Source organism: Ventrimonas sp. (assembly GCF_048380235.1).
GTDB lineage: Bacteria > Bacillota > Clostridia > Lachnospirales > Lachnospiraceae > Brotaphodocola.
The window spans coordinates 1-20791 of sequence record NZ_DBFCCJ010000087.1 but is presented as its reverse complement, the minus strand read 5'-3'; the positions used below and the strand labels follow the sequence as shown (position 1 = coordinate 20791).

The 20791-nt window shown below is 48.2% G+C and carries 22 protein-coding genes; 2 read left to right on the top strand and 20 right to left on the bottom strand.

Annotation, left to right across the window (positions count from 1 at the left end):
• The 12 genes from ACMP1L_RS13850 to ACMP1L_RS13795 all read right to left on the bottom strand — a co-directional run.
• Positions 1 to 210: hypothetical protein (locus ACMP1L_RS13850; RefSeq protein WP_475544555.1), on the bottom strand; the 210-nt coding region annotated here is incomplete at its 3' end.
• 21 nt (positions 211 to 231) lie between these two features.
• Positions 232 to 543, bottom strand: a complete 312-nt coding sequence (locus ACMP1L_RS13845; RefSeq protein ID WP_418453367.1) for a hypothetical protein — start codon at positions 541 to 543, stop codon at positions 232 to 234.
• Positions 544 to 694: 151 nt separating this feature from the next.
• The gene (locus ACMP1L_RS13840; RefSeq protein WP_418453366.1) at positions 695 to 1336 is read right to left on the bottom strand and encodes a PrsW family glutamic-type intramembrane protease; all 642 of its coding nucleotides are present in this window, start codon (positions 1334 to 1336) and stop codon (positions 695 to 697) included.
• On the bottom strand, positions 1333 to 1944 hold the full coding sequence (locus ACMP1L_RS13835) for a hypothetical protein (RefSeq protein ID WP_418453365.1): 612 nt from the start codon (positions 1942 to 1944) through the stop codon (positions 1333 to 1335). Before ACMP1L_RS13835 ends, ACMP1L_RS13840 begins: the two co-directional genes overlap by 4 nt.
• A complete protein-coding gene (locus ACMP1L_RS13830) occupies positions 1934 to 2284 on the bottom strand; it encodes a DUF4179 domain-containing protein (protein WP_418453364.1) in 351 nt (116 codons plus the stop codon). The genes ACMP1L_RS13835 and ACMP1L_RS13830 overlap by 11 nt, the downstream gene beginning before the upstream one ends.
• Complete coding sequence (locus ACMP1L_RS13825; protein ID WP_418453363.1) at positions 2271 to 2825, bottom strand: RNA polymerase sigma factor; 555 nt, start codon at positions 2823 to 2825, stop codon at positions 2271 to 2273. The genes ACMP1L_RS13830 and ACMP1L_RS13825 overlap by 14 nt, the downstream gene beginning before the upstream one ends.
• Before the next feature lie 193 nt (positions 2826 to 3018).
• Positions 3019 to 3480: an SsrA-binding protein SmpB gene (smpB, locus tag ACMP1L_RS13820; RefSeq protein ID WP_279220943.1), complete on the bottom strand. Its 462-nt coding sequence runs from the start codon at positions 3478 to 3480 to the stop codon at positions 3019 to 3021.
• Between the two features lie 102 nt (positions 3481 to 3582).
• Positions 3583 to 5733 carry a ribonuclease R gene (gene rnr / locus ACMP1L_RS13815; protein WP_418453362.1) on the bottom strand — a complete coding sequence of 717 codons (2151 nt, stop codon included), beginning with the start codon at positions 5731 to 5733 and terminating at the stop codon, positions 3583 to 3585.
• A gap of 125 nt (positions 5734 to 5858) precedes the next feature.
• Complete coding sequence (secG, locus tag ACMP1L_RS13810) at positions 5859 to 6086, bottom strand: preprotein translocase subunit SecG (protein WP_118529954.1); 228 nt, start codon at positions 6084 to 6086, stop codon at positions 5859 to 5861.
• A gap of 66 nt (positions 6087 to 6152) precedes the next feature.
• Positions 6153 to 8573: a phenylalanine--tRNA ligase subunit beta gene (gene pheT, locus ACMP1L_RS13805; protein WP_418453361.1), complete on the bottom strand. Its 2421-nt coding sequence runs from the start codon at positions 8571 to 8573 to the stop codon at positions 6153 to 6155.
• A 20-nt stretch (positions 8574 to 8593) separates the two neighbouring features.
• A complete protein-coding gene (gene pheS / locus ACMP1L_RS13800) occupies positions 8594 to 9637 on the bottom strand; it encodes a phenylalanine--tRNA ligase subunit alpha (RefSeq protein ID WP_118732734.1) in 1044 nt (347 codons plus the stop codon).
• Positions 9638 to 10107: 470 nt separating this feature from the next.
• Positions 10108 to 10998 (bottom strand): LysR family transcriptional regulator, encoded by an 891-nt coding sequence (locus ACMP1L_RS13795; protein ID WP_118732735.1) that lies wholly within the window; start codon positions 10996 to 10998, stop codon positions 10108 to 10110.
• Between the two features lie 205 nt (positions 10999 to 11203).
• Here ACMP1L_RS13795 and brnQ point away from each other — a divergent pair, with 205 nt between their 5' ends.
• A complete protein-coding gene (gene brnQ, locus ACMP1L_RS13790; RefSeq protein ID WP_418453360.1) occupies positions 11204 to 12568 on the top strand; it encodes a branched-chain amino acid transport system II carrier protein in 1365 nt (454 codons plus the stop codon).
• Between the two features lie 21 nt (positions 12569 to 12589).
• Here the strand turns inward: brnQ and ACMP1L_RS13785 are convergent, their stop codons facing one another.
• From ACMP1L_RS13785 to ACMP1L_RS13765, 5 genes are all read right to left on the bottom strand, one after another.
• Positions 12590 to 13684, bottom strand: a complete 1095-nt coding sequence (locus tag ACMP1L_RS13785) for an iron-containing alcohol dehydrogenase family protein (protein ID WP_418453359.1) — start codon at positions 13682 to 13684, stop codon at positions 12590 to 12592.
• Between the two features lie 334 nt (positions 13685 to 14018).
• The gene (locus ACMP1L_RS13780; protein WP_177303745.1) at positions 14019 to 15011 is read right to left on the bottom strand and encodes a uroporphyrinogen decarboxylase family protein; all 993 of its coding nucleotides are present in this window, start codon (positions 15009 to 15011) and stop codon (positions 14019 to 14021) included.
• A gap of 234 nt (positions 15012 to 15245) precedes the next feature.
• Positions 15246 to 16295, bottom strand: coding sequence for an aldo/keto reductase (locus ACMP1L_RS13775; protein WP_418453358.1), 1050 nt, complete (start codon positions 16293 to 16295; stop codon positions 15246 to 15248).
• Between the two features lie 33 nt (positions 16296 to 16328).
• Positions 16329 to 16667, bottom strand: coding sequence for a TIGR04076 family protein (locus tag ACMP1L_RS13770; RefSeq protein ID WP_118543688.1), 339 nt, complete (start codon positions 16665 to 16667; stop codon positions 16329 to 16331).
• A 15-nt stretch (positions 16668 to 16682) separates the two neighbouring features.
• Positions 16683 to 18062, bottom strand: coding sequence for a Na+/H+ antiporter NhaC family protein (locus ACMP1L_RS13765; protein ID WP_373245266.1), 1380 nt, complete (start codon positions 18060 to 18062; stop codon positions 16683 to 16685).
• Between the two features lie 595 nt (positions 18063 to 18657).
• Here ACMP1L_RS13765 and ACMP1L_RS13760 point away from each other — a divergent pair.
• Positions 18658 to 19374, top strand: a complete 717-nt coding sequence (locus tag ACMP1L_RS13760; protein ID WP_418453357.1) for a flavodoxin family protein — start codon at positions 18658 to 18660, stop codon at positions 19372 to 19374.
• Here ACMP1L_RS13760 and ACMP1L_RS13755 read toward each other — a convergent pair whose 3' ends face one another.
• The 3 genes from ACMP1L_RS13755 to ACMP1L_RS13745 form a co-directional block, all read right to left on the bottom strand.
• Positions 19375 to 19872 (bottom strand): MazG family protein, encoded by a 498-nt coding sequence (locus ACMP1L_RS13755; protein WP_118732741.1) that lies wholly within the window; start codon positions 19870 to 19872, stop codon positions 19375 to 19377.
• Positions 19873 to 19892: 20 nt separating this feature from the next.
• Positions 19893 to 20063, bottom strand: coding sequence for a DUF2399 domain-containing protein (locus ACMP1L_RS13750; protein ID WP_118732742.1), 171 nt, complete (start codon positions 20061 to 20063; stop codon positions 19893 to 19895).
• 211 nt (positions 20064 to 20274) lie between these two features.
• A partial coding sequence (locus ACMP1L_RS13745; protein ID WP_418453356.1) for an ATP-binding response regulator occupies positions 20275 to 20791 on the bottom strand: 517 nt, incomplete at its 5' end.

The following is a 20791-nucleotide window of genomic DNA, read 5'->3' as shown; positions in this document are numbered from 1 at the left end:
TGTGTGCTCGTGACTGCAGTCTGTTCCTGCTATTCCCTCGGAGTATCCACATTCATCATCATGTTCCGGATGATGTTCACACAAGCCGCCTGCGTATTCTTCCATAACGGCATCCTTACGGTTCGTCGCAAAAACAGTTGTGGGCATCAGCGTCATCACCATGCTGCATATCAGCAGGGTACTGAGCATTCTATTCAATCGCTTTTTCATATTCCTTCCTCACTTTCTTCCTTATCCGATGTGCGGCCATTTTTTCTTCCTCCAACGGATACAGATGATCGTCATCACCACACCGGCTGTAAAAGAGGCGATGTCAATGGTCACATACAGATCTGCTCCGTTTCGCAGCAGAACCGCGCCGTAGTCTTCTGCTACAGAAGATATCCCCGGTTCCTGTATGTGCCCAAGCAAAATTCCTATTCCGGCTAAAAGAAACAGGCTGCATACTGTCAGCCAGGAGATCTCACGCCATTCGTATCGCCGCCGGTATTGCCGTGTCCTGGACTGTATTTTTCGCATCCGGATTTCAGTTATGCCGTTCATCGTCACACTCCTTCCCTTATTGTAGATGCTTTACACACCCCTCTACTTACTAAAAGACACGAAATTTAAAATCTTCTCACTAAAAATCAAAAATTTTTTAAAAAATTTTAAGCCGCCCCAAAACGGGACGGCTCAATGTGCCTTGCTCGTATTATTTTAAAGATATGGTGAACTTAGGAAGAACGATTTTTGCTATGAAAAGGCAGATGATCAAAACAGAGGGAAAGAGATACCCTGCCGTTTTCCATCCACCATCGGCTGTGATCAGCAGGTTATAAATTCCATGAAAACCTGTGCAGGCACCTAAAATGCCGGCAGTTCCGGTAACTGACAGCCAGCGGTGGCGAAAGACATAGGAGATGCCGAAGCCGGAAAGGATCCCGCAAAGGATATGCAGCCCGCCCGCAGAAATCCCCCGGATCAACAGGAAGCTGAAGTTAGCCGCACCGTTTTCCGTCAGGTAGCATGCATTTTCAAAGGTTGCAAAACCTGCGGCAATGGCAATAGCCACCGTGGGCAGTTCTCTCGGCTCTGGCTCAAAAATCAGAAAGTAAAACAGTAGCGGAAGCAGCTTTAATAATTCTTCACACACAGGCGTGATCTCAATAGCGGCAACCGTTCCATCCACACCGTATAGCCACATAAAAAAGCTGTTGACGTAGGCACTCAGCAGGCAAATCCCCATTCCAATGGTCACAAACAGGGTATAGCTTCTTGCCCGTCCTTTTATAAAGAACAGCGACAGTATCATCGGTATGGCGAGGCAGAGAAAGATATTTTCGATATAAGTCATTTCTCCACCTCCCGCAGAGTAAACGGCAGCAATGCTACCATGGATAGTGTCAGTGTAATGTCCACAGCAAAATAAAGGTTGAAGCAGGTATAATCCCGTATAAAATCGGAAATCAGATAAAGAAGCACCTGCAGAACGATGCAGCCAGCCATCAGACCGTCCGTGCTTCGATATGGATGAGCACTTTGCATACCAAGCACCGAAAGATACATGTTCGCTCCCGCCGTGAGTGTAAATAATGTGGAAAAGAAATAGGAAGGCCCAAAGGCATGATCGGCAAAAGCGACCACTGCGACAAGCACCGCTGCGCTGCCTGCAAACCACGAGAAACGGTATCCAATTTTCTCCATCCGCAGGATCTGCACGGACAGATAAAAAAGCCATGCGGCCAGCCAGGAAATCTCAGCTACATAAAAAACCTGCGGCACTTTTCCCATAATGACCAGATACAGAATATAATATGCCGTTCCCATGCAGAAACAGGCATATGCCAAAGCGAGGATCAGCAAACTCCTGCTTTTATACCGCAAAGCCAGAAAAAGGGCTGCAATGGTGCAAAATCCTAATATGATTATCTGAAAACTATTGTCAATCAGTTCAAAGTTCATCTTCTTTTTCCTCTCTGCTCCTACGCTCATTTCTGCGCCGCAGACGGTAAAGCAGCACGGTTACACATACACCAAGGAGAAAAGCAAGCAGGCCCATGACAATATAGCCAAGAGCAGCATGACTGCCGATCATACTTGCCGCTCCCGAAGAATGAACAATGCTTCCTGCCGCAGGTTCTGTCATCAGTTCCGGCATCCATGCCCCGATACCTGTAACCAAAAGCAGACAAACTGCTATGCAGACCGCATCAAGCCCCCGCTGTAGTCTGTTTCGCTTCTCCCGTTTTATTTCCGCTGTCCGTTTGTGGATCAGCCGGGAACGTTCTTCATTCGTCCGCATATTCAAATCCCTCCTGCTCCAAAATTGCCTTCAAACTCTGCTTGCCGCGATATACAAGGTTTTTGATTTGCTGCTCACTTTTAGACATAACCGCTGCTGCATTCCGGTAGCTCATTTCCTCCAGGTAAATCAGGTATACTGCTTCCCGGTATTCTGGTTTCAGTTTATCCAGTGCCGCATAGAGCTGACGATCCCGCTCATTTTGAAAGGTCCTGGTCTCAGCCATGGTTTTATCTGGCAGTTCAAAATCCAGGTCATCAATCCACAGGAAGAGGTGGCGGTGTTTTTTGCTATGCCGCAGGGCAAGATTGCGGGCTGTTTTGTAAAGATATGCCTTGAAACTGCCCTCTCCCGTAATAGGACGCTCTTTTGCAAATATCTGGGAAAAGGCTTCTATCATCAGGTCCTCTGCCTCATGAATATCCTTGATATAACCGTTTATGTAAAAGATCAGCATATCAGCGTATTTTTCCACTAGCAGATCAGCCGCATTGGTTTCTCCACGCAGATATCGCTGATATATGTTTTCATCCGTAATCACCCCTGTTTGCCTCCCATCCTGTTTCTGCCGGCACGGTTCAGACTCCTTTTCTCGAGATTCGTACATTGCCTTTCTGAAATCTATCGCATCTAGTATACGCAAACGTCCGTGTATTTTCAAGTGAAGAAAAACCAGCGTTCACTCTTACATCCTTTTGTTTCAGATATAAAAGGAAAACTGGTTTTTTCGTCACTTATCTCAGCTTCTGCTTATAATCCCGCTCCACCTCGCGGCGCTGATCCTTCTTTGCAATATCATCACGCTTATCGTAAAGCTTCTTGCCTCGCGCAAGGCCAATCTCCACCTTTACCAGGCTGCCCTTAAAGTACACCTGCAGCGGCACCAGAGTCAGGCCTTTTTCGCGGATCTTGCCCTCCAGCTTGTTGATCTCGCTGCGGTGCATCAGGAGTTTTCTTGCCCGGAGCGGATCTTTGTTAAAGATGTTGCCCTTCTCGTACGGATTGATATGCATACCGTAAATATAGACCTCATTCTTGTCGATCCGCACAAAAGCTTCTTTTACGCTGCACTTGCCCATCCGGATGGATTTGACCTCGGTTCCGAACAGCTCAATGCCGCACTCAAATTTCTCATCGATAAAATAGTCATGGTAGGCCTTTTTGTTATTTGCCACCAGCTTGATTGCTTCTTTCAAAACAAAACCTCCTGTCTTTTCCCCGACTTCCAGACTGTCACTTCCAAAGTTCCGGCACCGTGCCACAGCACGCCAGTCCGGAATTCCACAAATTATGGCAGACTATGCATCTTCTTCCGGAAGCTCCATATTCTTTGCCGGGATAAAATCGATTGTCTTGGTAAGCCGGTCGGTGCCGGTTACCATCACCTGGATCTTCTGTCCAAGCTTGTAGGTTTTTCCGCTCATCTCGCCCCGAAGCTCCATGCGCTCCTCATTGAATACGTAGTAATCTCCGTGCAGCTCATTGACATGAACCAGCCCCTCCACCGTATTCGGCAGCTCCACATAGAAGCCCCAGTTGGTCACACCGGAAATGACACCATCAAAGATCTCGCCAATGCGCTTTGACATGTACTCGCACTTCTTAAGCTTAATAGTCTCGCGCTCCGCTTCCTCCGCACGCCGCTCCGTGGCAGAACACTGGATGGTCACACCGGTCAGGATCTTATCGTAATGAGCGATGCGTTTCTCACTCAGGCCGCCACGCAGATTTTCCTTAATAATGCGGTGGATCTGCAGATCGGGATAACGTCGGATCGGAGAGGTGAAATGGGTATAATACTTCGCAGCCAGGCCGAAATGTCCGCTGCAGACAGGCATGTATTTTGCCTGCTTCATGGAACGCAGGGTCAGACGGCTGATGAGTGCTTCCTCTTCGGTTCCTTCAATCTTTTTCAGAAGCTTCTGCAGCTCCTTCGGATGCACCTCACCATCATGAGTGCGGATTGTATATCCAAAGTTATTGATAAACACACCCAGGCGCTTCATCTTCTCCGGGTCCGGGTTGTCATGAGTACGGTACACAAACGGAAGCTCCTGCCAGAAGTAATCTTCCGCAATGGTCTCGTTCGCCATCAGCATAAAATCCTCAATGATCTTGGTTGCCGCGTTGCGTTCATACGGCTTAATATCCACCGGTCGCCCCTTCTCATCCAGAATGATCTTAGACTCCGGAAAGTCAAAATCGATGGAGCCACGCTGATGCCGCTTTTCCCGCAGAATGTCCGCCAACTCTTTCATAAGGTCGAACATCACCACAAATCCCGCATACTCTTCCATGGTTTTTTCATCGCGATCCGTCACAATGGCATTCACCGCCGTGTAGGTCATGCGGCGGTCCACCCGGATTACGGTCTCCGCGATCTCATGCCCAAGCACGCGTCCCTGCGGATCAATCTCCATGATACAGCTGAGTGCCAGACGGTCTGTACCCTCATTCAGGGAACAAATGCCGTTGGAAAGCTTATGCGGCAGCATCGGGATCACACGGTCTACCAGATACACACTGGTGCCGCGGTTTAAGGCTTCCTCGTCCAGAGGGCTTCCCTCGGTCACATAATGGCTGACATCTGCAATGTGGACCCCCAGCCTGTAACCATAGCTTTCCCGGCTGATGGTGATGGCGTCATCCAGATCCTTGGCATCCTCCCCATCGATAGTTACCGTCTGCCAGTCGCGGATATCCTTGCGTCCTGCCAGATCTTCCTTTGCTACCTCATCCGGAATGCGGCTCACCTGTTTCATGACCTCCGGCGGATACTCGTCCGGAATGCCATAAGCCTTCACGATTGATAAAATATCGGTTCCCGGATCATTGACATGACCAATGATTTCCGTGATAATACCTTCCGGTTTTTTGCGTTCTCCGCCGAAATCTGTCAGGTGTACCACAACCTTGTGGCCGGTCACTGCGCCCATATCTTTGCCCAGGGGAATGAACACATCGGCATTGATTTTCTGGTTATCCGGCACCACAAAGCCGAAATTCTTGTTTTTCTGATAAAAACCAACGATGGTCTGGTTCGCCCGCTCAATCACCCTGATAACGGCACCCTCCGGGCGTTTTCCCTTGGAAGCCGGACTCGCCGTGATCTGCACAGTGTCCCCGTGCATAGCGTCTTTGGTCTTCTCAGCCGGAATAAATACATCCTGGTCCATGCCCTCCACGGTCACAAAGCCAAAGCCTTTCGCATGGCCGCAGAAGGTTCCCACCAGCGTGAAAGCCTCCGGCTTTCCGTACTTACCGCGCTTGGAAAGGCCCACTTTTCCATCTGCCACCAGGGCATCCAGAACCTCCTTCAATTCATCCCGCTTCTCCCGCGGAATATCTAACAGCATAGCCAGTTCCTTGATCTTCATGGGAACATAGGTCGGATCGTTGATCAGAGCCAGCATTGCTTCTTTTCTTTCCTTTAATAATTCTTCTGTCATAATCCCTCTCTGTAAATCAAATATATCCTGGCACATTTTTGTGCCGGGTACAATTCTCAGTGATATGAAAAAACTCTGTGATGCGAGAAAAGCACCCTTGTTTCCAAGAGTGCTTTATCCTGCGCTTAAACTAAATTTAATACGATTGCAAGTACCATAAATGCTACTGCCGCAAATGTCGTGAACTTTTCCAGGGTACCTTCCATGGAACGTCCTTTATTCTTTCCCCAGTAGGTCTCTGCCATACCACCGATAGCGCCAAGGCCCTGAGACTTTCCCTCCTGAAGTAATACGATCACGGTCAAAGCCAGACATATAAGAACGAAGATCACGGATAAAATCGTTTTCAGCATTGCATGCACCTCCTAATAGTCAAACACTGACATTTTATCATAGGATAACTGAAAACACAAGTGGTTTTAGCTTCTCAGTTCGATTCCGTAGGTTTTTCCAAGCTGTTTGAGGATCTTCTTGACATATCCGTCCACGGTATCTGCGCCAAATGCCTCTTCCTTCGGAGTGAATAAAACAGTGAAGGCCATGGACTTCTTGTCCTCGGCGATCTGCTTTCCTTCGTAGACATCGAACAGAGTAACGTCCTTAACGAAGCCGCATGCCTCGCGGATGCAATCCTCTACCTGACCGCAGGTAATGTCTTTGTCCATAACCAGTGCCAGGTCACGCTTCTCCTCTGCGAACTTTGGAAGCGGCTCAAATACCGGAGCCTTGCCATACCATTTTTCCAGAGCCTTCATGCTGATTTCCAGAACATAGGCATCCTCACGCATTGCCTCGTCCTTCATGATCTCGTATTTTACTTTACCAAGATAACCAATCTGTTCGCCCTCGCAGAAAATTGCTGCGGTCTGGTACGGATGCAGGAACGGCTTCTCTGCCTTCTCATAGGTAAAGGAAACATGCAGCACATCTGCAACGGTCTCAGCCATACCCTTTAAGGTGAAGAAGGACTCGTTCTTACCGAACACGCCGATGCAGAGAGTCTCGCGCTCGTCCGGATACTCGGTAAGCGGCAGGGACTTCGGAATGAACGCATTTCCGATTTCGAAGATGCGTCCCTCAAAGATGCCTCTCTTCTGGTTGCGTCCCATGGCGTGGATCATCTGCGGAGCCAGGGTGGTTCTCATCAGGGACAGATCCTCATTAATCGGGTTCATGATGCGGATTGCCTTACGTTCCATGACATCCTCTGCAAAGCCCATCTGGTCTAAATCAGACGGGGAGAAGAAGGAATAATGGATTCCCTCAAATGCGCCGACGCTGCACAGGGCTCTCTTGACCTTCAGGATGGTCTTCTGACGCAGATTGCTTCCGCCGATGGTTACCTTTGCGGTCGGGAGGAAGGTGGAATTGATGTGCTCATAGCCATACATACGAATGACTTCCTCTGCTACATCCGGGTAATCCTCCATATCCTCACGGTATGCCGGGAAGTGCATGGTCAGCTCGTCGCCGTTAATTTCCGGCTGGAAGTTTAAGCCGGTCAGGATGCGTAAGATATCCTCGTCCGGAACGGTAATACCCAAAACACCGTTGACCTTCTTAATGCTGGTCTTGAAGGTAACCGGCTCTAAGGAATTTCCGGTGTTGACATTTTTATGGGTTTTGGAAACTTTACCAACGCCCAGTTCTTCTACCAGATGCAGGGCACGCTTCATGGCCATCTCAGTTGCGTACTCATCGACACCCTTGGAGTATCTCTGGCTTGCGTCAGAGGACTGGCCCAGGGCACGGGAGCTTCTGCGGATGTTGTCACGGGCAAATTTTGCGGACTCAAACATCACCTCAGTGGTGGTATCGCGGATCTCAGAGTTTAAACCGCCCATAATACCAGCCAGCGCAACCGGCTTCTTTCCGTCACAGATCACCAGGTTGTTCGGGTTTAAGGTGAACTCCTTCTCATCCAAGGTAACGATCTTTTCGCCCTCGTTTGCGCGTCTTACCTGAATCGCATTGCCCTCCAGGAAATTGCAGTCAAACGCGTGGAGCGGCTGGCCCAGCTCGCGCATGATGTAGTTGGTGATATCCACGATGTTGGAGATGGAGTTGTTACCGACTAAAGCCAGGCGTCTTCTCATCCATGCCGGTGACTGGCCCAGCTTCACATCGTATACATAGTGGGCAATGTAGCGCGGGCACAGATCCTGTGCGTCTACGGTTACCTCAAAGCCCTCTTTCTCCACCTCAGTCTCGGTGTAGTCCAGAGCCGGAGTTTTCAGTGGCTGGCCCAGTGCTGCTGCCACCTCTCTTGCCAGGCCGAAGATGCTCTGGCAGTCCGGACGGTTTGCGGTGATGGAAACGTCGAAGATCCAGTCATTTAAACCGGTGAGTTCTTTGACATCGGCACCAATCTTGGCATCCTCCGGCAGTACCAGAAGACCATTATAACCGGCGCCCGGATACAGGTCTTCGTTTAAGCCAAGCTCCGTTCCAGAGCAGAGCATACCATAGGACTCATAGCCTCTCAATTTGCCTTTTTTGATGGTTGCCACACCCTCAATGGTAACGTGGTCCTTTGCGGTTGCGTATACCTGTGCGCCAACCATGGCTACCGGATATTTGCCGCCTGCCTTGACATTGTCAGCGCCGCAGCAGATCTGTAACAGCTCCGGTCCGCCTACGTTGACCTGGCATACATGAAGATGGGTCTCCGGGATCGGCTCGCAGGACTCCACGTAACCAACTACGATTCCGCTGATGTCCTTACCCACCTGCCATTTTTCTTCTACTTCAAATCCACAGTCAAAGAGTTTTGTCTCCAGTTCATCTGCGGAAACATTAATATCTACATAGTCATTTAACCAGCTTAATGGTACAAGCATTTCTAATCCTCCTGTCCTGATCAGTCATCAATCTGATCTAACACGCGCAGATCAGACTCAAAAAGCATCTTGATATTGTTGATGCCATATTTCAGCATTGCGATACGCTCCAGACCAAGGCCGAAAGCAAATCCGCTGTACTTCTCGGAATCGATGCCGCAGTTCTCCAGCACCTTCTTGTTTACCACACCTGCGCCCAGAACCTCGATCCATCCGGTTCCCTTGCACAGTCTGCAGCCTTTGCCTCCACACTGGAAGCAGCTGACATCCACCTCAACGGATGGCTCCGTGAACGGGAAGTAGGACGGACGCAGTCTTGTGCGGGTGCTCTCGCCAAAGATTCTCTGAACGAACATGTCCAGCATGCCCTTTAAGTCGCAGAGAGTGATACCCTCGTCTACAACCAGGCCCTCCATCTGGCTGAACATCGGAGAATGGGTCGCATCGTCATCGGAACGGAATACCTTACCAGGAGAAACAACCTTGATCGGCGGCTTCTTGGCTTCCATGACATGAACCTGACCTGCGGAAGTCTGGGTACGCAGTAAGAACTCCGGAGACAGGTAGAAGGTATCCTGCATGTCCCGGGCCGGATGGTCCTGAGGAGTGTTCAGTGCAGTGAAGTTATAGTAATCAGTCTCGATCTCGGTACCCTCATACACTTCAAATCCCATAGACGCGAAGATGTCCGTCAGTTGATTGCGTACGGTGGTTACCGGATGCAGATTGCCATAGCGGATTTTAACCGGCGGCATGGAAATATCGATCTTTTCGGATTCGTAGCGCTGCTGCTGCTCTTTCTCTTTTAATTTCTGGTCCAGCTCGTCGAAGAACTGGTTTGCCCACTCTTTTGCGCCGTTGATAGTCTTACCGAACTCTGCCTTCTGGTCGTTCGGCACATTGCGCATTTCCTTCATCAGCAGACCAATCCGGCCCTGCTTGTTATCCAGAAAGGTCTTCTTAAACTCATAGACACTTCTGGAAGTGGTCAGAGCATCTGCGCCCTGACGGATCTCTTCTTTGATCGCAGCGATCACTTCATTCAGCTCTTTTAAATCCTGCATGATTTTTCTCCTTTATTAATATGAACCTTTGATTTGCAATCCGCACATGTGATGATAAGAGGGAAACAAAAAGTCCCTCTGCACAATGTGCAAAGGGACGATAATCTACCGCGGTACCACCCAGCTTCCTGTAAATAAAATATTCACAGACACTTTCCGGTATGTAACGTACACCAGACGGCAATGCCTACTCCGCCAAAACTCCGGTACACTTTTCATCATACACCGCAGTTCTTTCATTCAGCAATGCAGCTCCCGTGGGAAATTCGGATATCTGTCTGAACGGAAAGAGGCTCACAGCCGCCGACCTCTTCTCTCTGACCGGAAACAGTATCTTAAAACACGATCTCAGCTTTTACTTTTGTAATTTGTGATTGCAGGTATGTCTGTCCAAAAGAAACAGTCATAATCTACTGACCATTCTAGTCAGTTTAGCAGGAAAAGTCAAGGTTTTTTTCCAGGACAGCCCCTTAAAAAGTCCTCCCCTGCAGGCATGATGTATACTCCACCACACACTCCTTCAGCCTCCGCACGCTCTCCGACAGCTCCACGCCCTTCTCCGTTCCCATGCCAAGCTCTCTTATGCTTTTCGGTGTAACCGGGATACAGAGAACATCATCCGTATTTCCGCGGATCATCAGTTCTGACATCATGGAAATGCCAAGACCTTTCCCAACCATGCGGATCACGGTCTCATCATCCACGTATACTGTCTGTTCGTTCGCCTTTACCCCTTCCCGCTTAAAAGCCGCATGCACATCAATATCAAACCGCCCATAAGGCATCAGGAACTCTTTTCCCTCAAACTCCTTCAGCGGAAATTCTGTGGGGCTCTTCAACGGATAATCTCTCGGAAGGATCGCGTACAAAAGCTCATGATAAAGCGGTGTCCACTCACACGTTCCGTAATTCTGGCGGCTGGCAAAGATCACATCGGTCTTTCCATCCTGTAAAAGTTCAAATGGTTCCAGCGCGTGATCCACCATGCGCAGATCCACATCGACATTCGGGCAGATGCGTCTAAACCGGTACAAAATCTCCGGCATCCAGAACATGGCAATGCTGGCATACGCCGCAATGCGGATAGTCTCCGTCTGCTTCTCCCTGATTCCCTGGATCCGGTTTTCCAGGCTGGCATTGGCCTGCAGAAACTGACGGATATCCGGCATCAGATCCCGCCCCTGTTCTGTCAGGGAAATTCCGTTGTGGCTCCGGACAATAAGCGGAAACCCAATCTCCCGCTCCAGGCTGTTTACCAGATGGGTCAGACCTGACTGCGTATAACCGACCACCTCCGATGCCCGGGAAAAACTGCCCAGATCCACCGCCGTCATTAAAATTTCCAGTTTTTTCGCATCCATCCTGTTCTTCCTCTCTTTTCAGTTATATGCTGTTTCCGCATATCTGATCTTTCTATACAGACCGCTTTATAAACAAGATATTACGTTTTGTCATATTTCTATTATAAACATGGATTTCCCAAACAACAAGGTGAACATTACAATAAAATTACTATCCTTAAGAATGACTGTGAAATAATGATAAAATATGAGGTGATCAAACATCATGAAACAAGCACATCTTTCCCTGAAACAGCGCATGCTGGTGGCTGCCACCTTATTTGGCATGTTTTTCGGCGCCGGAAATCTGATCTTTCCGGTCCATTTAGGCCAGCTGGCCGGTCGGAACCTGATTCCTGCCACAGCAGGCTTTATTCTTACTGCAGTTGGCATCCCGATCCTTGGCGTTGCCGCCATCGGAAACACACATTCCGACGGTCTGCAGGATCTTGCCTCCCGCGTAGGAAAACGATACGGCTGTTTTTTCACCTGCCTGCTCTACTTAACCATTGGCCCCTGCTTTGCCATTCCGCGATGTGCCACAACCTCCTTTACCACCGGGGTTGCCCCAATGCTTGGAGACGCTTGCGGCGGCCGCATGGCACTGTTTCTCTTTTCCGCAGTGTTCTTCGGTCTTGTGCTCTTCTTCTCCCTGCGTCCGGGCAACATTACACTCTGGATCGGAAAAATCATCAATCCGCTGTTTTTGTTTTTCCTGGGAATCCTGATCGTATCTGCCCTGCTGCATCCGGGCGCACCGGTTTCCTCCGCATTTCCGGATGCGTCGTATCAGAGCAGCGCCCTGTTCCACGCCCTCGCTGAAGGCTACGGCACCATGGATGCAATTGCAGGTCTTGCCTTTGGCATTGTCGTTGTCAACATCATCCGCCAGATGGGTGTGCAGGATGACGCAGCCATCGCAGGTGAGGTACTTCACTCCGGGATTCTTGCCGGTATCCTGATGACATTTATTTACATGCTGACCATTCTTATGGGAGCCCAGTCGCTCGGACTGTTTCCGCCCTCCGACAACGGCGGTATTGCCCTGTCCCAGATTGCCAGCCACTATCTCGGACAGGCCGGAATCCTGATCCTGGCTGTTACCATCACCTTTGCCTGCTTAAAAACCTCCATTGGCCTGGTGACCAGCTGCGCGGAAACCTTCGAAAAAATGTTTCCGCGCCGGCTTTCCTACCATGCCTGGGCCGTACTGTTTACCGTATTTTCCTTCCTGATCTCAAACGTTGGACTTTCCACCATCATCCGGTATTCTGTGCCGGTGCTGATGCTCATTTATCCTCCGGCCATTGCCCTGATCCTGCTGGCTCTGTTCGGAAAACATTTTGACCATAACCATAAAGTCTATCTCTGGGTTACAGTATGTACCTGGGCAGCCTCTCTGTTCGACTTTTTCAAAGCCCTTCCGGAGGAACTGCAGATCCTGCTTCACCTGGATACGGCAGTAGAACTTGCAGAGCGCTTCCTTCCATTGTTCAGCCTGAACCTTGGCTGGGTCCTTCCCGCTGTTCTGGGGCTGCTCATCGGACTTTTATGCCAGAAACATCAGAAAACCCTGCAGGCCTTTGCGTAAGACCACAGGGTTTTCTTGTATTCAGGAGGCATTTCTTTTTTCCAGCATTTCCATTGCCTTTGCCAGCATTTCCGGCGTCACTTTATACGGATAATGCCGGATATCCGACATATCCGGGATCCGGGTCATACTCTCCTGCCACTGTTCTTTTGTGATCTCAATCTCTTCCAGGGAAACCGGAAGCTTTAAATCTTTGTTTAACTGATAGATCTTTTCGAATTCTTCCATCTGACCATCCACAAGCAGCAGCAAAAGTACGCCGAAGCCTACCACTTCTCCATGCAAATGCTTTTCTTCAATAACCGGATAGGAAGTCAGCGCGTAGAACACCGCATGCGCCAGTCCACTGTTGTAATCCGGCGTGAAATCCTTCGTCAGGAAGATGGAAGCAATTCCGGTCGTGACCACGATCGCTAGAACCGCCTGCTCCACCTCATAAGTACAGAGTCCCTTTTTATGGTCTTCCAGTGCCTTTACACCGTACATGAGCAGCGGATCGCGGCACATATGGCTGGTTGCCACTCCAAGAGAGGTAAAATGCTCCAGACGCTCATCCCGGGAAGAAATAGCTGCTTCATAATATTTCGCGTAAGTATCGCCAATACCGGCCCACATATACTGGCTTGGTGCTTTTGCGATGATCTCCGTATCAATGAAAGAATGCATAACCGGACGCACAAAGAAATTCGGTTTTAAGAAAGTGCCATCTTCATTGTACATAATAGACACCGACGTACATGCCGCACAGTTGGAGGCAATGGTAGGGAAAGCGAATACCGGTTTATCATCCGTGATGCACAAACACTTTACGGTGTCTAATGCCTTTCCTCCTCCCACGCCAAATACCATATCTGCCTCTTCGTATTCCGGCATTTCACGCAGTTTTTCCACGGTTGCGTAAGTACAGTCTGTCCCATAAAGCTTTGTTCCGATGATCTCCAGATTTGTTTTTACTACATAGGCACGGATCTTGTCCTCCGCCGCGTTCAATGCCCGTCTTCCGCCAATGATCAGAACCTTTTTTCCGTAAGATTCACAGACCGGACCGATTTTATCATAAATCCTGTCGCCAATCGAATAATTAGGTAGATGAACCTCGTAATTTTCCAGTTTCACGCGTTTCGCTCCTCCTGAACTTCTTTTCGGTTTTCTGTTCTACGTTTCATTATACCTGTAAACGGTCTGTGATACAACCAAAACAACCCGGATCAGCGTAATATCTGATATTGCTTCTTCGTAATGCTCCTTTAAGCGCTTTGCGACTTCCATTTTCCGCGCAATAGCGCCAGTACGGATGGTAGCTTTTTCTAGCGTTTCTACAACCATATATCATTATACCTATTTTATCAATAGGTAATTAGGTGTAATGAATAAAAACAGGGTCACTGCACTCGTCAATTTCACGAATGCAGTGACCCTGTTTCCGTTTACTGTTCGTATTGCTATCCTATCAGCCTTTTCCAAATTCCTCAGCAGCCTCACGGACCCACTGAATATGGGAAGCCGGCGTTCCACGCGGAATGGTGCAGTCAGCACCCAGAATAACGCCTCTGGAGCCCGCTGCACTGAGAATTCTCTTGGTCTCAGCCTTAATCTGCTCTTCGGTTCCGGAATAAAGCACTCCATCTGTTGTATTTGCGAAACCACCTGCAACCGCACGGTTGCCAAAAATCTTTCTTCCTTCCTCAAGCGGAATGCCTTCTACCACGGTTGCCCAGTTGACAGCCTTAACCGGATAATCCTTGAAGGTGGTAAGGTCATTCTTTCTGCCGGCATAACCGCAGATGTGAATCATATTGCAGTCATTTGCCGCATTAGCAACCTCCAGAACCGCAAGCTCAGACGGCTCGATAATTCTCTGATACTCTTCTCTTGAAATGCCATCATAACATCCAACGCTGAAATAGATACCGTCCACACCAGCTTCACGTATAGCTCTGTCTGCAAGGATCTTTACATCCTCAGCAATGGTAAGCAATGCATTTTTCAAGGCTTCCGGGTCCTCCTCATAGAAGCTGGTAATGTTCTTAAAGGAAAGATTCTCTGTTGCAAAAGTCAGATAAGAAGCCGGTGAAAATACATTGTAAAGTGTAACCATATCTTTTCCGTACTGGGAAGCAACTTTCTTCACCATATCAATCTGTCTGTCAATCCATGCGAGCGTCTCCGGCTTGCCTGATTTGATCTTCTTCAGATCTGCTGCGCAGGTAACCGGCTCAGATGCTACGCCCGGATAGTGAAAGAAACCATCGCTCATGATCTTTAAGAAATCCGGCTCTACATCCTTACAAAATTTCAGATGACCATTGTAGTTAATCTTCACTAATTCATCGGTCAGCGGAACAGTTTCATCCTTGGCAAAATGATACCAGAAACCGATTGGTGCACGATCTGTTTCTTCATTATTAAATGTCTTCAGTACAAGATCTCTCTTATATGACATGGTACTTCCTCCTTGCTCCTATGCGTTCTGATAATATTCTCAAATCTTTTCACAAATACGTACAGATTCGATAATATAACTATACTCCCTTTTACCCATTTGTAAATAGGTATATATGGTGTTTTTATCATAATCACAAACAGGCAGCCGTTTCCGACTGCCTGCTCTTACTTGGTACTGCTGCTCTCTGGTTTGTGAAATCCTTTTCTTTTTCTTGCTGCCCGATCAATTCTTCTACTTCATCAAATGATTTCGATCCGTCAGAATAATTCCCTTATATCTCGGAGAGGTTCGCTCTAATTCATAGCACTCTCCCTCCGGCGTCGGATACTGATTCACGAAATCACGGATCTGTTTCATTTCGTCTTCTGTCAAATCAAATGCCAGGGTCTGAAGATTGGACTGAACATGTTTGGAATTTCTGGTTCCAACCATAACTGCGCCCACACTCTTCTGGTTTAAGATATACTGGGTTGCCACGTTGGCAATCGACACTCCGTGGTGATCTGCAATGGTCTTCAGTACCGGAAGCAGTTTCTGCATGCCATCCCAGCCTAACGAGTCCTCTATGATCTGCATATACTTAACCTGAGAACGGGTTTCCGGCGCCTCATACGCCTTTCCCATGTAACGCTCTGCCAGAAATCCGCCTGCCAGGGTCCCATAGGCAAACGTATAAATGCCATGCTCTGCGCTATAATCCAGAAGGGTGCGTTCCGGGCGGCGATCAAATACAGAATACTGTGCCTGATTGGACACCACGGGAATTCCCGCATCCACCATCTGCTTCAACGCATTGGTATCCATGTTGCACATGCCGATGTTGCGGATTTTTCCTTTTTCCTGCAGCCTTACCAGATCAAACGCAGTCTCCATCATACCCGGAACATCAAAATCCCACCAATGGAACTGAACCAGATCCAGCGCCTCCCGGTGCATTCTCTTCAAAGACCGGTCCACAATTCCTTCTGTGTACTTCATATTGATGACCGGAAGCACATCTTTATCCGGCACGAATTTGGTGTGGATCTGAATATCCTCCTCCTGATAATGGCCGCTTTCTTTTAATTCCATAACAAACCGGCCCAACACTTCCTCTGCACCCGTATAAATATCCGCACAGTCAAACGTTGTAAAGCCCTGCTCCACCAGCTCATGAAACGCGCGAATGGCATCATCGTAGTCCAGATGGCCCTGCAGACAATGTTCCGCAGACAGCTGCCAGCATCCATTGATAACACGGTTAAAGGTATATCCATTTTTAAATTGACATTTTTTCTGCATGACAGATTTCCTCTTTTCTTAAATTTTGTTTTCTCACTCCGGCCTTTGGATCGGCACCACCGTGCACTGTCCATGACTCTGAATCCGTTTTCCTACTCTTGTAATTTTAAATCTGGCTCCACAGTTTGGATCCGGACAGGCGATCTCGGTATCCGAAAGCATCCAGTCATTCGGGTCCAATGGCCGCTGCTTTGCCGGAAGCAGCGGAATAAGGGCACTTAAAGAATACATGGAAAAGGATGTATCTTTCGGGAACACCAGATTCTCCCCCTGAACCAGAAAATAATCTCCCGCCCTGTGGCTGCACACCATCGGCCGGTCTGTGGCTACCACTTCCACTTTTAAATCATATAAAGTAAATGTATCGTCCATTCTGTCTGCTCCTTTTTATTCTTCTTTCTGACATCCCCAGCCAGTCAGCACTGCCCCCAAAAATACAGCAAATAATACAAAGCCATAAATGGTTCCGCCTGCTACAACAACAGGAGAAAGTCCGGTCAGGGCAGATCCGATAAATACAAACACACTCATAAACGGAATGATGGCCGGGAGACTGTTGGCCGTACCATCCAATAGGTTTGCCCTGCGGTATGGATGAATATTTCTTGCCGCTCCAATCTTATTTAAAATAGGTCCAAATGTCAAAATGGAAGCACTGGTCACGCCGCCTAACAGAATGGTCGTAAACGCGATACCCATCATACAGATTAGCTCTGCCCCCTGGGTGGTGCTCGCCATCCTGCTGTTCAGAATCTTCTCAGCAATCAGATTCAGCATACCTGCATCACTCAAAACTCCCATGATGCCAAATACCGAAATGACCAGTGCGCAGGTCGGCAAAATGTTGTTGATGCCATCGATCAAAAAGCCTACTGCTGCATTGTTTGCCGCGTCGTTGGAAAATACCTGTGCCGGAGTGAAAAGTCCTGCTGCCAGGCCAACCACAGTACCCGTTACCAGACCCACTAAAATACCTTCGTAAATATTTCTCGTTTTTGTTGAAACAGTTAACATCAGAACAACCGGAATCAGCATCACCAAAGAAACTGGATTGGCTGCCGCGTCAATGGAACCACCCTCATATACACCGCCCATACCACCAAAGACCGCAAAGATCACAATCGTGATCAAACCTGCCACTGCGGAATATTTAATACGGCTGGAAACAACGCCGCCGATATCTGCCGGCTTTCCATTTTTAAACTGCTGGGTCGATGCGGATGCAATGGTCGTATCTGAAATCGGAGCCAGATTGTCACCGAAAATTGCGCCAGACACAATACATCCCGCCATCATCATTTCATTCGCGCCCAGCATAATGCCAGCCGGATAAAAAATCGGAAACGCGATAAACATGGTTCCGATGGAAGAACCGGTTGCCGTGGAAACAATGCAGGAAGCAATAAATGTAAATGCCACAAAGATGCCGCCCTTCATGCCAACTGCATTCGCGATCCACACAAAACCGCCGGAAAGACCGCACAGTTTAATCAGAGCACTGAACATACCGACCAGCAATAAAATCACAACAACCGATACCGACGTGATTGAGGAAATGCCCTTGATGGCACTCTCCCAAAAATCACTGTAGCTGGTACAGAAGACGCCGCCGATCAGAAGTGCCAGAAAACCACCTACCGCAAGTGCCTCCATATTGAAGGCCTTAAATCCAATGAAAAGCACCATGCAGAAGAACACATAAATTGCTACCGGAATCAGCGACATCCCGATCCCGCCCCGAAACTGAAGTTTTCTCTCTTCACTCATACTTTTTTCCTTCCTTTCTCTTGTTTCCTGTGCTGTAAAAATCTTCAGGAGCTGTCTGGAAATTGTTCCTGGCACCTCCGGCTGACATTCAAGAGTCCGGCGGAGCGTTTTTATTTCATAAGACACTATTTCCTATGAAACACAAAAAGCCCGCCCCTGAACTACGTTCAAGGACAGGCTGTTATATACCTGCGGTACCACCTTGTTTGGTGCCAAGCACCCACTCTTTACAGAATGCCATTACATTCCTGGTCCGTTAACGCTGACCGTTGCGTCGCAGCTACTAAAGTCTGACCTGTTTTCCCGACCATTCCCTTTCACCTTGCCCTCTGAGGCCCACTTACCATGACACTCTGTCCGGATTCCACCACCCCGAACTCTCTGTGAGACTGCTTATATGGTACAACTTCCTCTTCAATGGTTTAAAGCAATGATAGCAATCGAACTGAGAAATGTCAAGTACAAAATATTTAGAAAAGAATGCTGTAATACAGACATTTTTCTCGACAGACGGCCATTCCATTATTATAATACAGGTACCGGTGCACTGCATTCCCTGACCCGGAATCTATATCTGCTTTTAGAGGAGCTGCCTATGAATATCACGGTAATTTACGCTTCCGGCCGAAAAACCAGATCAAGCACTTACCAGATCGCACAGATGCTCATCAAAGAACTCCTGGAAGATGGAACCTGTTTTTCCTTCTTTCTCCCGGATGACATGCCTCACATCTGTACCGGATGCCGTGCCTGCATCCTTGGAAAAGAGCAGGCCTGCGGAGGTGCTGCCGCCATGGCGCCCATCCTTGAGGCTATGGAACAGTCCGGGCTGATTCTGTTCTGTGCGCCCACTTATGTATATCATGTTCCTGGACAGATGAAATCCCTGCTTGACCACCTCGCATACCGTTGGATGGTTCACCGCCCTGATCTTACTTTCATGAAAAAGCAGGCAGTCATCATTAACACAGCTGCCGGCGGCGGCATGCGCTCCACCGTCCGCGATATCAAAGACAGTACAGAAAACCTGGGGTTTGCGAGAACCCACTGCATTTCCCAAAGCGTATGGGATTACGCCTGGAATGATCTGCCGGAATCTTTCCTGAAATCCATTCAGCATAAGGTAACACGTACCGCCCGAAATGTCCGGCACTGTGCCAGACATCTGACTCCGTCGCCGAAAGTATGGTGCGAGTTCACCCTCTATCGTTTTCTGCATAAGCACAAGAAAATGAGCACGGTCGATGATACTTACTGGCAGGAGCATGGCTACAACACAGGATGGCCCTGGAAAAACAAAAAAGCATTGTAATTACTGAAACCCTTTTCGTTTTCGGGCCGCTCCGATCAGTTCTTCTGCCTCATCAAACGCGCCGGGCAGATAGCTTTCCATCCACTCTTTTCCCTCTTTTTCCTGTTTCTTGATTTCAGCCCAGTTCACCAGAACTTCATCCGAGCCGGAAACCGCGGTGGTTCCAAACACATGCGGGTGCCGGCGAATCATTTTATCCGTGATTCCACGCATGACATCCTCCAGCGTAAATAAGCCTTCTTCCTTTGCAATCTGCGCATGCATGACCACCTGCAAAAGCAGGTCACCCAACTCTTCTTTTAAGTTCTCTGCATTTCCCGTCTGCTCCAGAATGTTGATGCCGCCAACCACCTCCGCGGCCTCCTCCACACAGGCTGCTTTCAGGGAACCATGGGTCTGCTCCCGGTCCCAGGGGCATCCGTCCTCCGCGCGAAGACGGGCAATAACCTGTACCAGCCGGTTTAATTCTTTGTCTAATGGATTGTAATTGTCGTTCATAACTGGTCTCCCATTTTACCTTATTTCTTTATTTCAAGACAGGACAGCCTCGGCTGGCCATTCATGCACATACATGACTTTTCTTCACATATCATTGCAAACACAGACGGATTTTCTACAATATAGATCTCATTGTCCCTGCACCGGATCTGACTTAGTCTGGCTATTACAGTTAGCGAAAGCTGGAGTATATCCTTTTCCCGAAAAAATCATTCGATTCCTCCGTGTAATGTTCCATCTTTTTTTAAAGCCTGCACATGATAAAGCATAGCATAATTGGAAATATCATTGATCAGTATTCCTGCCAACAGATAGCTTTTCTGTTTGTTTCGTCACTTTCATTATACAACACAAACGATTTAAGGTGTCTTTCTTTTTATGCAAAATCACGAACTCGCTCATTTATACATACCTTAAAATCGTTTTTATAACTTCATCAATCACAATCGGCTTTGACAAATGTGCGTTCATTCCTGCATCCAGTGATGCCTGAACATCTTCTGCAAATGAATTAGCTGTCATTGCAATAATAGGAATGTTTTTTCCATCCGGTCTGTCATTCATTGCCCTGATTGCTTTTGCCGCTTCATAACCATTCATTTCAGGCATCATGATATCCATCAGGATTACATCAAATGTGCCTTCCGGATGATTTCTGAAAATCTCAACAGCATTCTTTCCATCCACAGCTCTTTCTACATTCATCCCGAACTCTTCCAACTGCACGGCAGCAATCTCTGCATTCAGTTCATTATCCTCTGCAAGAAGGACATTCACACCTGTAAGATTCACCTTTTCAGAAATACCTGTGTCTGCCTTATTACATTCCTTATCTGTAATTTCCAAAGGAATATCCACAGTAAATGTGGTTCCCTCATGCTTTTTACTCTGCACGGAAATGGTTCCACCCATCATATCT

What these genes read in the sequence shown, in the direction of transcription:
- ACMP1L_RS13845 (WP_418453367.1), bottom strand. Translation starts at nt 543, where the DNA reads ATGAACGGCATAACTGAAATCCGGATGCGAAAAATACAGTCCAGGACA.
- ACMP1L_RS13840 (WP_418453366.1), bottom strand. Translation starts at nt 1,336, where the DNA reads ATGACTTATATCGAAAATATCTTTCTCTGCCTCGCCATACCGATGATA.
- ACMP1L_RS13835 (WP_418453365.1), bottom strand. Translation starts at nt 1,944, where the DNA reads ATGAACTTTGAACTGATTGACAATAGTTTTCAGATAATCATATTAGGA.
- ACMP1L_RS13830 (WP_418453364.1), bottom strand. Translation starts at nt 2,284, where the DNA reads ATGCGGACGAATGAAGAACGTTCCCGGCTGATCCACAAACGGACAGCG.
- rnr (WP_418453362.1), bottom strand. Translation starts at nt 5,733, where the DNA reads ATGACAGAAGAATTATTAAAGGAAAGAAAAGAAGCAATGCTGGCTCTG.
- secG (WP_118529954.1), bottom strand. Translation starts at nt 6,086, where the DNA reads ATGCTGAAAACGATTTTATCCGTGATCTTCGTTCTTATATGTCTGGCT.
- pheT (WP_418453361.1), bottom strand. Translation starts at nt 8,573, where the DNA reads ATGCTTGTACCATTAAGCTGGTTAAATGACTATGTAGATATTAATGTT.
- pheS (WP_118732734.1), bottom strand. Translation starts at nt 9,637, where the DNA reads ATGCAGGATTTAAAAGAGCTGAATGAAGTGATCGCTGCGATCAAAGAA.
- ACMP1L_RS13795 (WP_118732735.1), bottom strand. Translation starts at nt 10,998, where the DNA reads ATGGATGCGAAAAAACTGGAAATTTTAATGACGGCGGTGGATCTGGGC.
- brnQ (WP_418453360.1), top strand. Translation starts at nt 11,204, where the DNA reads ATGAAACAAGCACATCTTTCCCTGAAACAGCGCATGCTGGTGGCTGCC.
- ACMP1L_RS13780 (WP_177303745.1), bottom strand. Translation starts at nt 15,011, where the DNA reads ATGTCATATAAGAGAGATCTTGTACTGAAGACATTTAATAATGAAGAA.
- ACMP1L_RS13775 (WP_418453358.1), bottom strand. Translation starts at nt 16,295, where the DNA reads ATGCAGAAAAAATGTCAATTTAAAAATGGATATACCTTTAACCGTGTT.
- ACMP1L_RS13770 (WP_118543688.1), bottom strand. Translation starts at nt 16,667, where the DNA reads ATGGACGATACATTTACTTTATATGATTTAAAAGTGGAAGTGGTAGCC.
- ACMP1L_RS13765 (WP_373245266.1), bottom strand. Translation starts at nt 18,062, where the DNA reads ATGAGTGAAGAGAGAAAACTTCAGTTTCGGGGCGGGATCGGGATGTCG.
- ACMP1L_RS13760 (WP_418453357.1), top strand. Translation starts at nt 18,658, where the DNA reads ATGAATATCACGGTAATTTACGCTTCCGGCCGAAAAACCAGATCAAGC.
- ACMP1L_RS13755 (WP_118732741.1), bottom strand. Translation starts at nt 19,872, where the DNA reads ATGAACGACAATTACAATCCATTAGACAAAGAATTAAACCGGCTGGTA.